The sequence below is a fragment of the Atlanticothrix silvestris CENA357 genome (assembly GCF_016056295.1).
Classification (GTDB): Bacteria; Cyanobacteriota; Cyanobacteriia; order Cyanobacteriales; family Nostocaceae; genus Atlanticothrix; species Atlanticothrix silvestris.
In genome coordinates, this window is record NZ_JAECZB010000025.1 from 41,182 (window position 1) to 53,409 (window position 12,228).

Consider the following 12,228-nt stretch of genomic DNA (forward strand, 5'->3'; position numbering starts at 1 on the left):
TGCAAAAAATTAGAGAAATACTAACATAATGAATGTTCTTCAAATAAAAGATTGACTGTTAAAAACTGCCGTCAGACTTATTGATGGTGATTTTAGAGACTTTTGTAGTATCACTACTAGTTTAATATCTGAATTAGATAAGGTTAAATAATCTGTGCCACTAGACTTTAATGAACTTAACCAACTCCTAGTCACAATTGCTGAAAGTGACTTTGCAGAACTAACGCTGAAAACTGATGATTTTGAACTAACAGTACGCAAAGCTGTTGGTGTAAGCGAGCAACTGCTACCTGGAAACCAACTAGAGTCTCAAGGAAACATTGTTGCGGCGGCACCCTCGACTTTAGGTGCAGCGATCGCAGCAGCACCCAATTCTGGAATTAATATGGCGATCAGTGGAACCGTTGGCTCTACTGGGAGTGCAGCTATAGAGCAGTTAACAATAGCTGCGTCGTTGCCAATGGGGCAAAAATTAGTTGATATGGTTTCCCCAATGGTAGGAACCTTTTATAGCGCTCCGGCTCCTAGCGAACCACCCTTTGTAGAGGTAGGCGATCGCATTAAAGCTGGCCAAACGGTCTGTATTATTGAAGCCATGAAGCTGATGAATGAAATCGAGGCTGAAGTATCTGGACAAATTGTCGAAATTCTGGTGCAGAATGGTTCTCCTGTAGAATTTGGACAACAATTGGTGCGAATCAAACCAGACTAAAAAAGGCAGGGGAGCAAACAGAAGTCTGAGCGGAGGTTTCCTCCGATTCAGAACTTCGGAGGGAGCAGGGGAAAGAGGGAAGGAAAGAGAGTTACCTTATAACTTTCTTAACCAAACCCTATTGTCCAGTCTCCTACTACTCCAATTAATAATTTTGCCAGAAGTTGAATGACGAAGCTTATAACGGGAGTCTCTAGGAGAAACGTTAGATGAAGTTTTCCAAAATCCTAATTGCAAATCGTGGAGAAATTGCTTTACGTATTCTCCGCACTTGCGAAGAAATGGGGATTGCTACTGTTGCAGTTCACTCCACAGTTGACCGCAATGCTTTACATGTTCAACTGGCTGATGAAGCTATTTGCATCGGTGAAGCTCCCAGCAGTAAAAGTTATCTGCATATTCCTGGGATCATTGCTGCGGCACTAACTCGAAATGCCTCTGCTATTCATCCTGGCTATGGTTTTTTAGCAGAAAACGCTCGATTTGCGGAAATTTGCGCCGACCATAATATTACTTTTATTGGCCCTTCCCCAGAAGCTATGCGAGCAATGGGAGATAAATCAACAGCAAAAGCAACCATGATTCGCGTCGGTGTACCTACTGTACCAGGTAGTAATGGATTACTGGAAGATTCTGAAGCAGCGCGGGTAATTGCCCGTAAAATGGGTTATCCCGTGATGATTAAAGCTACCGCCGGTGGTGGCGGGCGTGGGATGCGGTTGGTTAAAGATGATAATGACCTAGTAAAACTATTTGCAGCTGCTCAAAGTGAAGCAGAAGCAGCCTTTGGTAACTCTGGTCTTTATTTAGAAAAATTTATTGAGCGTCCCCGCCATATTGAATTTCAAATCTTAGCAGATAGCTACGGCAATGTTATTCATCTCGGCGAACGAGACTGTTCTATTCAACGTCGCCATCAAAAATTGCTAGAAGAAGCTCCCAGCCCGGCTCTTACTTCTGAACTCCGAAAAAAAATGGGTATGGCTGCTGTTATGGCTGCCAAGTCAATCAACTACGTGGGTGCAGGTACAGTTGAGTTTCTGCTCTCTCAAACAGGCGAATTCTATTTTATGGAAATGAACACCCGCATCCAAGTTGAACATCCCGTGACCGAAATGATCACAGGTCTTGACTTGATTGCGGAACAAATTCGGATTGCTCAAGGCGAGAAACTGCGATTGACTCAAGAACAAGTCGTTTTTTCTGGTCATGCGATCGAATGTCGAGTTAATGCCGAAGATCCAGAGCATGACTTTCGCCCTCAGCCAGGGCGAATTACCGGTTATTTGCCACCAGGCGGCCCTGGTGTGAGAATGGATTCCCACGTTTACACCGATTATCAAATTCCTCCTCACTATGACTCGTTGATTGGAAAATTAATTGTCTGGGCACCAGATCGTACTACGGCAATTAACCGGATGAAGAGGGCTTTGCGAGAGTGTGGAATTACAGGGTTAGCAACTACGATTGGCTTTCATCAAAAGATTTTAGAAACACCAGAGTTCTTACAAGGTGATGTCTATACCGACTTTGTAGAAAAAGTGATGATGTCAAAGCGGTCAAGTTAGTTAAACACAAATTTCCTCGTTCTATGTCAAAAACCAGTGGGGATCTGATAAAAGTAACTTGGGTGAAAAAGTACTGCATTGCAAAACACCATGAAAGCATTACTGCGTCAGACTTTACTGGTTATATTTAACTTTGACACTTAGATTGAGAACACAGGAGCAACATTTGTTAAATATTATTGAGTAAAAATATTGTGAAGTAAGTATATTTTTTCTGTAAAGTTTCTGTATTTATACCTTATTTCTGCTAAAACGGTTGTACATTTACTTAAGTTTCCAGTTGAATTTAATACATAAATCATTAGGAAACTAATAAACTCTAGTGATGTATCAGTCAACAATTGAAGGTTAAGTAAATCTGTAGTAAGAAATTTAGTCTTATTACCAACCCTCAAAATTAGCTTGATAAAATAATAGTCATATCCTGTTGTTCACTTTTTTTAGGAACATGGATTAAACAAAATGCAAAGCTTATTTTTTGTAGTCAAATACCATTGAGGACGCTTTATATAAGACTTCTCTTTGATTTTTGAAAACAACTCAGTACAACTTTAAAAGTCTTTTTTATTGTTGCCTATCTACACAAGTAATTGTCAAAAATTAAAGCAGATTAATTATATATTTGTATGTGTTACGTTCCTAATGCATCCTACAAAAACTGTAAGTTATTATATTCATGTTATCTAGTATTTGCTCTTACTGATGAGCCATCAAGGCTTTATTTATAAATAGTAAAAATTGCATATATTGCAAAACAGTGAACATTTAGGAAAAACTATTGTGAATTTCATCCAAACAGATTCAATTTTATAAGGATAAGCAATGAAAAAGTTTTACAAACTGGCAATTAGCGCTACTGTTATTTGTCTGGGATTAGGAGTAGTAGATCAAGTCCAAGCAGTAAACGTTACCTTTAGTACATCAGATCAGCAGTTCACTGAGGGAACGCACAATCAAGGTTGGTGGAGTACGTACAATTCTCGTCCTAATTATACTGACAACTTCAATGATAATTACCTTACGGGCAGTTTACGTAATATTACGTATCGTAGTTATTTTACATTTCATCTTGGTACTTTAGCAAATCAAACTATTTCTTCAGCAACACTGCAAATCCAACGATTTATCGGTTTTGGTAATTCAGTACCTACTATAGGCCTGTTTGATGTTTTGACACCTGCAAGTAACCTGAATCAAAAAATTAATAATCCTGATTTGGATATTTATCAAGATTTAGGGAGTGGAAAAAACTATGGAACATTCCAAGTCACATCTGCTGGCAATAGCGATGAAATTCTGAGTTTTGCTCTCAACTCGAATGCTATTGCAGATATCAATGCCGCAGGTAGGGAATTTTTCTCAATTGGAGCTACACTTCAAAATAATGCTGACGTAGGAGATCAATATCTCTTCGGTTACAGTTATGGTACGCCAGCTCAACTTGTAGTCACTACCGCTGATGTCCCTGAACCTCTCACCCTTGGGGGAACTGCGATCGCTGGTGCAATGGGATGGTGGTTGAAGCGGAAACGAAAAGCATCTTCAACTCAATAAACTAAGCTGTAAAGATAAACTCGAAAACATAGGAATTTAAGCTTCGCAAGGAAGTTTTACAACTTAACTAGGAAAAGCCAAAAACATATTAGTAAGTTATCCTACCACTCTCAGGCGAAGCATGATTGCCAACATATTTTGATATAGATAGCAATACGTAGGTTAAGGGTAAAAGGAGGAAAGAAAAACTTTTAACCCTTGACCTTTTGCTATAATTTAATCCAAGTTAAAAATGCTTAACCGAACAGTATTGTATTAATTCAATTTAAACTAGCGACAAAAAACAGATACTTTTATGCCAAATTCATCAAATAATATGATCTTAACCCGGATCATTTTCTGATGCGATTTACAGCAGTTCTCCCAAAAGCGATCGCAGCATAATTCAATCTTTCAAGATTATGTGTTTTTTTGCATCAAAATTAATTAAATTGTGTTGTTGTAGTTTGCCTAATAATCGTGTAATTGTAACTCTAGTAGTGCAACAGGCGCTAGCGATATCTTCATGAGTAAAGCGAACACTGAGGCGAGTTCCACCTACTACAGGTTCACCAACTTCTCGTTTTAAAAGCTCTAATAAATGATGCAAACGATCTTCTACCCGTCGTCTTCCAGAAATGACTAAAAAAGATTCAGTTTGCTGCAATCGCTGATTGATTTTTGGTAATAAAATACGACTTAATATCGGATTAACAGCTATTTCTGCTACATCAATCGAGGCTAACTCGACATCTGTTAAAGCTGTAGCTTGGTAAATCGGTAAAGAAGTCATATTAGAACCAAAAACCATTTGTGTTTTGGCTAATCCTATTAACGCTTCTTCGCCTGTTTCAAAAAAGGTACTGAGTTTAACTAACCCGTGACGAACATACCAAATTATCAATGGGTTCAAGACAATAGTTTCTCCTTTAGAATGTTTATATGTAGGACAATTCTGGCTAATATCTACGTCCTTATTGAATAGTCTTTCTGTTTGCTGACGTTCATCAATATTACGTAGCAGCCAGCGCAAAGAACTGACTCTAGCATGTTGGTTGCGAACTACTGTCACTGTTAAAGCTGCGGTGAAAAAATCGCCATTCCCTTGCCGAAAATGTACTACTAACTCTTGGATTCTGTCAGACTGTGATAATTGATTAAGTTCAGTGCGAAAGCAATGTCGCTCTTGGAAAAGGACAAAGTTGCTCATTGGTTTGCCTATTAAAGACTGCCTTGAAATGTTGAGCAACTTAGCTGCGCTAAGATTGGCTTCTCGGATGATACCTTCTGCATTTGTAACTAAATAGCCATCTGGTGCAAACTCGAATAAATCCTGGTAATATCGGCATTCTGCTTCTAATAGATTCCGTGTTTGTATGAGTTCTTCATTCTGTTGATAAAGTTCCTCAGCCGCTAACTGTACTATCTTTGAGGTGCCATATAATTCTTTAAAGGCTTGTGGTAGCATATCCGGCGGAATCCAAGGCAAGACACTAGCTGTCTGGTATAAGTCTGCCAAACTTCTATGCAATGCTTCTGTGCGCTGGATAAATTGTTCTATATCCACCTTAAGTTACCACTACTGACTTGCAGAGGTTGAGCAAAAAAAATTTTCCTATGTCAATCCCCAGAAGAATTTCCCAACCTCTGAGGCTGTAATTACTACCTAACAGAACTCTCAAAATGTACATTTTTCTGATATTTCGCTAGCTTTTGAACTTAACACAAAACAGGTAGTTCAGTATTTTTGACGTAATATATTGCAATTACAACTAAATTTTTAATTGTAAAGTTTGTTGTGAAAATTTAGAGAAGTGCCATCTCATATTGATTCTTTTGATAATTAGACTTCTATCTAATAGAGTTATAAGTATTTTTTGCTATATAGTACTTCTATCCTGAGTGGTAAAATGTACATAATTCAAAAAAACTATTTTTAAAGAAATTTACAAAATCAGTAACTTCAGCGATCGCTGCTGATACTTATACCCAGGGCAAACGCATCTAAAGTATAAGAATCCTTCAATGGCAAGGGTTTCGGCGTTTTCTAATTTAGCCTATTTTTTCATCAAGATCCTTGTCCAGTAGGGGTTTCGGAAATCCCGTGCGTTCGCCCTGTACTTATACCTATCCTTCCATTTTGAATCCTGTTATTTTATTTCATAAAGACAGTTAATTCAAAAATGCTTAGGCATAGCCTGCACTTCGACTTGGCTCAGTGACCGTCGTAGACACCGCCTCAAATAATTGAAGACTATAATGTTGGGTTTCTTTATATCAAACCAATATACTAACGCGGCAAGCGGAGTTGACAGGTTAAGATGAAGTATTAAAGCTAAATTTCCAGCTTACAACTTGATCTTAGCCATTACTATAATCTCCAATACAGACTTGTTCATAACGTTTTCCAGCAATATCCCAAGTAAATTCTGTTTCCACAAGTTGCCTGGCGTTGTAAGACAATTCAAAACGCAATTGTGGGTTATTAAAAAGTTGACTAATAGCGGTAATATACTCTGCTGGCTCATTTGCTCGTAGTGCCCGTAATAATATATTATTACCATCTACGGCTAACCCTTCTAAACCGCGATCGCTTGCTACTACGGGTACACCAGCTGCCATTGCTTCTAAAGTTTTATTTTTAATCCCAAATCCTGTTCGCATCGGTACAACACAGACGGTTGCTCGGTGTAAATACTCTACTATTGAAGGCACTTTGCCAGTTACATTAATTCCTGGTTGGTGTTGCAATGCTAAAACTTCTGGTGCAGGACGAGAACCGACAATATCAAAAGTTGTATTAGGATATATTTTCTGGATTTCTGGTAAGACTTGGTTACTAAAAAAGCAGACGGCATCAATATTAGCTAAATTATCCATAGCACCGATAAAAACTAAGCAATTTCCTCCTGGGTCAGTAATACGATTAGGGAATGAAACTAAATCTACACCATTAGGAATCACTGTAATTTTACTGCTAGGGCTAAATGCTTGCAGTTGAATTTTATCTTCTTCTGTCGTTACCACAATATCCGAAAATTTAGAGCAATATCTTTTTTCATAACGACGTAAAAGCGGCAAGTTAATTTTGTCTCGCAATGCATTTTCTGAAATACCAGTTGCTAGCTGATTGCGACAAGTACCGTAGACAGAACTATGAATATTAACTACGGTTTTTAGTTGCTTTATGAAATGTTCTTGTATATAAATTTCATTAACGCTATGTTCGCAGGTAATCACATCAAATTTTCTTGCGCGGACAAAGCTACTAACCCACTCTTGCATCTCAACCGAGTAGCGATTAAGTACACTTGGTGGTGTACCTTTTTGTAAAAATGTATTAAAACGCTGTATTTTCTTCAGTATTCCTGCGGCTACTTCCGAATCGCGAGGACGTTCAAACACGACTAGTTGATCTACACAATCCTTTAATCGTGATATTTCTGTTTCTGTAACATCGCTTTCATATTGAGTTACAAGGGTAATAGCATGACGTTGGCTCAAATACTTGAGTAAATTAAACGTCCTGACTTGAGTTCCCCCTCGTGTTGGTGGATAGGGAAAAGTCGAAGATAGCATTAAAATATTCATACAGTAGATAACAGGAATAACACTAAATCGAATGATGATACATATACCATGCCTTTAACTAACGCTTTATGTCATCACTAATATCTCTTACATGTTTTTTGATAAGAATATAAAAACTTCACTACTACTTGAATAACTAAAATTGAGAATTTATTTTTTGAGATGACACTTTCCCTAGATTATGCCATCATTAATCTATCTCTATATTTCTTAAAAAAACTTTTCAAACACAAACACAAAGGATTTGTAAAAATGGAATCTTTCGGTGTTTATACCCTCGCCAATGATGTTGTCTATGATCAATTAGTCGCATTACTCAACAGCATCGAGGTGAATGTTAGCCCAAATATTCCTATTTGTATTATTCCCTACGATCAGCGGCTAAATCGAGTTAAGCAAGAAATTAACTCTCGCAAGAATGTAATACTTTATGATAACTGGCAAGTAATTCAACATTGGGAAGAATTTGCTCATCAAGTTTGGGCGGCTCATCCTAGAGAAATGTGGAGTAAAGCCTCGCGTCCTAATTGGTACAAAAGTCATTTGCAAAGAAAATTTGTGACCTTTGATGGGATTTTTGAGCAATTTGTATTTTATGACTGTGACAGTTTGGTAATGAAGCCAGTTAATGATGTCATCGAGAAGTTAGAAACTTACGATTTTATTTTTGATGATTGGGAACATATTAAGCCTCAATCTGTAGCCGCATTGGATATTGCAGTTATAGAAGCATCTGGAATGTATAAGGAAGCAGATATTCGCCCTAAATTACATTGCTCTAGCTTTTTTGGATCTAAGCGAGGATTATTTAGTGCCCAAGAAATCGCGGTCATGAAGCAACGGTTAATTGAACAAAGGGAAGTTGAATGGATTAACAAAACTGGATGGTGGGATGATGCTTTTTTGTTTAATTATATGACTTTGGGGCGCGATCGCTTATTATTTAACTTTACACTTAGCCCAAATAATCAAGATAGAACAGGCAATTGTGCTAATGCTGATATCTTCATCAATGTCAATAATGTTCTTTACGATCAAAAAGGATTAAAGCCCATACATCGCATTCATTATATGAGTTATTCTCCTGGAGATTTTGTCCGTTTATGTCAAGGAGAAGATATAGATATTTGTTATAAAGAAGAGTTTTTATACTATCGTTTTCTTAAACAACCAGAAAAAAGACCCAAGCAACTAAAACCACCTAGTATGATTTCTAAAACTAACCAATTACTCAGCAAGACTGTGAAAAAACTTCAAAGAAGTTTATTTTAAATTTCACTCAATGTATATCTACATTAATACTGTATTTTTTTTCATAGAAATATGCCTAAAGTTAGTGTTTCTATTCCTACCTATAATCGTGTTCATCTTCTGCCTTATGCTATTGAAAGTGTCTTGGAGCAGTCTGAACAAGATTTTGAATTACTTGTCTGTGATGATGGTTCTAATGATGGAACCTTTGAATTAATGTCACAGTATACAGATAACCGGATTAAATATATCCGTCACGCACGAAATATTGGTAAAAGTAATAATATGCGTTCTGGTTTTGATGCAGCCAGTGGCAAATATTTTTTGAAATTTGATGATGATGACCGACTTACACCCGATTTTTTAGCCCAAACTACAGCCATTCTCGATCAAGACTCTAGCATTGATTTTGTGGGCACAGATCATTGGATAATTGATATTAATAATATCCGAGATAGCAATAAAACTCAAGAAAATTCTCGTCGATGGGGTAGAAGCAACTTAGCAGGCGGTATTGTCCAGAATTTGTTGGAGGTTGTTTTTATTCAGCAAAGTTTCCAAGTTGGGGCAACTTTATTTCGTCGTCAAACTTTGCAAGAATTGGGATTTATGTTGCCCAATCTGCAAAATTGTGAGGATAATGATTTATTTGTGCGGTTAGCTTTGGCTGGTAAAAAAGGCTATTACTTACCAGAATTACTGATGGAATATCGCTATCATGCAGAACAGCAAGGTATTAATAGAGCGATTCCTTATTTGTTTGATAAGATTCAGTATTTAAAAAAATATAAATTTGATTCGCAGAAATTGGAAAAAATTCGGCACAATCGCCTACTAGAAACGCAACTATTATTAGGGTTGCGTTTGATTGAAAAGGGCGAAGTTTCTAAAGGAAGGAAGTTAGTTTTAGCAGGTAAATCTTTTTCAACTATTAAAGCTTGGACTGGTTTGGGATTATCGCTTTTACCAAGTGGATTACGGCTTCAGGCTTTTAAAGCACTCCGACAGATGCGTGGTTAGAAATTGCCTCTGGTATTTACACAACAAAATTATTAATTAGTAGTCATGGATAAGATAGCTCCACAAATTTTTATCCTAGTTCTCAATTGGAACGGTAAAATAGATACAATTGAATGTCTAGAGTCGGTACAAAAAATCGATTACCCTAATTATAAAATTATCTTATTAGATAATGGCTCCATAGATGATTCGGTTGTCACTATTAAAGAAAAATTTCCTCAAGTATTAGTTATTGAGAATAATGCTAACCTGGGCTTTGCTGCTGGTAATAATGTCGGTATCGATTATGCGCTTTCCCAAGGAGCAGATTATATATTTTTGTTGAATAATGATACCGTAGTTGATCCACAAATTCTTTGGGCATTTGTCCATGCTCATGAAAAATATCCAGAGGCGGGAATATTGGGTTCAAAAATATACTACTATAGTCAATCTGAAAAAATTTGGTTTGCTGGGGCGCAGTGGCTACCAGAACAAGCCATTTTTAGGCATATAGGATTGGGAAAGCTAGATAATGATAGCAATTGGACAGAAGTTAAAGAAACAGATTATATCTGTGGCTGTGCATTACTAATAAAAGCGGAAGTAGTGAAAAAAATAGGAATGCTTGAGCCGAAGTATTTTTTAATGTGGGAAGAGACAGACTGGTGTTATCGAGCTAAACGGGCAGAATATAAGTGTATTTTAGTCCCTGAATCTAAGGTATGGCATAAAATTTCAGCAAGTTTTAGTGGTGGAGATAAAGCTCCTCATTATCAATATTTTTGGTGGCGAAATAGATTATTATGGGTTGAGCGCAATTTTTCTTTTTGGGCAGCAATTAGCATCTATAAAGTAATTTTTCGAGATATTTTGCGTCAGATTCGTAATTATTTTAATTCACCAGTGAATAGTCAAGAAAAATTAAAATCTCAGGCTGCTTTACGGGGAGTAAAAGATTATCTTTTCCGTAAATTTGGTAATATTAATTCATAAAGAATAAGTTAAAATTTTTGAGCAGATATACGGAGATAATTAGTCAATTAATAATGCTTAGAATCCATCTAAATTTATTTAATTAGGGACATTTACCATTAGTTTATATCTGTAAAATAAAATTTGTAGCTAAAGTTTTTCGCCATTGTTTCACCACTGTTTGTAATTCCCCCGATAACCAATTATCAAATTGTGGATAAATTGGCGATCGCGCCACCAATTCCCACCCCGCAGACTGTAAAATTTTTCTTAAAGTCTGTTCCTGAACATGGGGGTAATCGGGATTTACTTCATCTTTTGGCCCTATTCCGCCTAAATCTCTCGCGCCAGCTTCCAAACAAGCGAGTAACCATTGGTCATCTTTAACTAAATTCGGCGGAATTTGGATTGTAATATCTGGCGGTAAAATCTCACGTGCTTTCGCAATGATTTCTGGTAATTGATGGGGGTCAAATGGTGATGCATCAAAGGTTTGCTGAGTCCCCGGACTGTGGGGTTGCAAAATGACCTCTTGGATGTGATGGTAACGCTGATGCAATTCAGCTATAGCCGCCAAGGTTTCCCAGCAATCATCAACAGTTTCTCCAATTCCCAAAAGTAACCCTGTTGTAAAGGGAATCTGCAACTCTCCCGCCCATTCTAATTGTTGCAACCTGACTTCTGGTAATTTACTCGGTGCGTGACGATGAACGGTATTTAACAATGCTGGGGTTAGCTGTTCTAGCATCAAACCCATTGAAACATTTACATGCTTCAGCTTTTGCATTTCTGCAAAACTTAATGGGCCTACATTGGTGTGCGGTAAAAATTCCATAGCTAACCCTAACTCGCACAAATCGTAAATTCGCTCAAACCACTCCTGGCGCTTTGGTGAATGGGGATGCACTTCACCACTGAGGATAAGAATTTCACAGACTTTCTGATTTTGCAGTTGTCTCAAGATATTTTGTGCTGCTGATAAGCTCATCCAGGGACTTTGACCAGGTTCGGCGCGAAAGTTGCAGTAGTTGCAGCGATTAAAACACTCGTAAGTGGGAACGATTGTATAAGCAGGGCTATATGTAACAGTGCGAGTATGAAGGATTGCCATAAAACACCTGAATCTAAAGTACTTAAGTGGCATGAGTTATATAGCTGACAAGTATGCCATTGGTGCTGTGTCCTTTATTCCTTAGTTATCAGGTGCTTTCTCTTGGCATACATATATATACATATATTAAGTATGAATATTGTTACGCTAGGCGATCGCGATCGCAGTTCATAATTTGTATCACCTCAAGCTTCGCAAACCCTTGAAAAATGGCGCTTTAGAGTTTTTGACAGGGTTACTATAAAAATTTTTTCTCAAAATACTTTACAAATTGCAATAATACTCGTAACATAAGTTCATAAGGGCGAACAAAAGCGCCTGATACATAGGTAAAACGCTCGCAATCATAAAAAAATGACAACAACCTTACATCAGCGCCAAAGCGCCAATGTATGGGAACAGTTCTGTAACTGGATCACCAACACCAACAACCGCATATACATCGGTTGGTTCGGCGTACTAATGATTCCCGCCTTACTAGCTGCCAC

The 12,228-nt window shown here is 37.5% G+C and carries 9 protein-coding genes and 1 pseudogene; 7 read left to right on the forward strand and 3 right to left on the reverse strand.

The window, feature by feature from the left end; all coding sequences use genetic code 11:
* Positions 1-154: 154 nt before the first annotated feature.
* The 3 genes from accB to I8751_RS29595 all read left to right on the forward strand — a co-directional run bounded on the left by accB (position 155) and on the right by I8751_RS29595 (position 3,834).
* Positions 155-712: an acetyl-CoA carboxylase biotin carboxyl carrier protein gene (gene accB, locus I8751_RS12425; RefSeq protein WP_214439468.1), complete on the forward strand. Its 558-nt coding sequence runs from the start codon at positions 155-157 to the stop codon at positions 710-712.
* 209 nt (positions 713-921) lie between these two features.
* Complete coding sequence (accC, locus tag I8751_RS12430) at positions 922-2,280, forward strand: acetyl-CoA carboxylase biotin carboxylase subunit (protein ID WP_214439469.1); 1,359 nt, start codon at positions 922-924, stop codon at positions 2,278-2,280.
* A gap of 822 nt (positions 2,281-3,102) precedes the next feature.
* On the forward strand, positions 3,103-3,834 hold the full coding sequence (locus tag I8751_RS29595) for a PEP-CTERM sorting domain-containing protein (RefSeq protein ID WP_225894123.1): 732 nt from the start codon (positions 3,103-3,105) through the stop codon (positions 3,832-3,834).
* Positions 3,835-4,219: 385 nt separating this feature from the next.
* Here the strand turns inward: I8751_RS29595 and I8751_RS12440 are convergent, their stop codons facing one another.
* Entirely contained in the window at positions 4,220-5,380 is a 1,161-nt protein-coding gene (locus I8751_RS12440; RefSeq protein ID WP_214439470.1) for a helix-turn-helix domain-containing protein, read from the reverse strand.
* A 794-nt stretch (positions 5,381-6,174) separates the two neighbouring features.
* On the reverse strand, positions 6,175-7,404 hold the full coding sequence (locus tag I8751_RS12445) for a glycosyltransferase family 4 protein (protein ID WP_214439471.1): 1,230 nt from the start codon (positions 7,402-7,404) through the stop codon (positions 6,175-6,177).
* A gap of 252 nt (positions 7,405-7,656) precedes the next feature.
* On the opposite strand from I8751_RS12445, the gene I8751_RS12450 reads away from it, so the two are divergent.
* From I8751_RS12450 to I8751_RS12460, 3 genes are read left to right on the forward strand one after another with little or no spacing between them, the layout of a single operon-like run.
* Positions 7,657-8,676, forward strand: a complete 1,020-nt coding sequence (locus I8751_RS12450) for an Npun_R2821/Npun_R2822 family protein (RefSeq protein ID WP_214439472.1) — start codon at positions 7,657-7,659, stop codon at positions 8,674-8,676.
* Between the two features lie 51 nt (positions 8,677-8,727).
* Entirely contained in the window at positions 8,728-9,675 is a 948-nt protein-coding gene (locus I8751_RS12455; protein WP_214439473.1) for a glycosyltransferase family 2 protein, read from the forward strand.
* Between the two features lie 45 nt (positions 9,676-9,720).
* Entirely contained in the window at positions 9,721-10,650 is a 930-nt protein-coding gene (locus I8751_RS12460) for a glycosyltransferase family 2 protein (protein WP_214439474.1), read from the forward strand.
* A gap of 103 nt (positions 10,651-10,753) precedes the next feature.
* Here the strand turns inward: I8751_RS12460 and cofG are convergent, their stop codons facing one another.
* A complete protein-coding gene (cofG, locus tag I8751_RS12465) occupies positions 10,754-11,740 on the reverse strand; it encodes a 7,8-didemethyl-8-hydroxy-5-deazariboflavin synthase subunit CofG (protein ID WP_214439475.1) in 987 nt (328 codons plus the stop codon).
* A gap of 354 nt (positions 11,741-12,094) precedes the next feature.
* Between cofG and I8751_RS12470 the strand changes: the two are divergent.
* Positions 12,095-12,228, forward strand: a pseudogene (locus I8751_RS12470) (photosystem II q(b) protein); the annotation flags it as partial.

Bases quoted from the DNA above. Each gene is read 5' to 3' on its own strand.
- I8751_RS12445 (WP_214439471.1), bottom strand. From the start codon at position 7,404: ATGAATATTTTAATGCTATCTTCGACTTTTCCCTATCCACCAACACGA.
- I8751_RS12450 (WP_214439472.1), top strand. From the start codon at position 7,657: ATGGAATCTTTCGGTGTTTATACCCTCGCCAATGATGTTGTCTATGAT.
- I8751_RS12455 (WP_214439473.1), top strand. From the start codon at position 8,728: ATGCCTAAAGTTAGTGTTTCTATTCCTACCTATAATCGTGTTCATCTT.
- I8751_RS29595 (WP_225894123.1), top strand. From the start codon at position 3,103: ATGAAAAAGTTTTACAAACTGGCAATTAGCGCTACTGTTATTTGTCTG.
- I8751_RS12460 (WP_214439474.1), top strand. From the start codon at position 9,721: ATGGATAAGATAGCTCCACAAATTTTTATCCTAGTTCTCAATTGGAAC.
- cofG (WP_214439475.1), bottom strand. From the start codon at position 11,740: ATGGCAATCCTTCATACTCGCACTGTTACATATAGCCCTGCTTATACA.
- accC (WP_214439469.1), top strand. From the start codon at position 922: ATGAAGTTTTCCAAAATCCTAATTGCAAATCGTGGAGAAATTGCTTTA.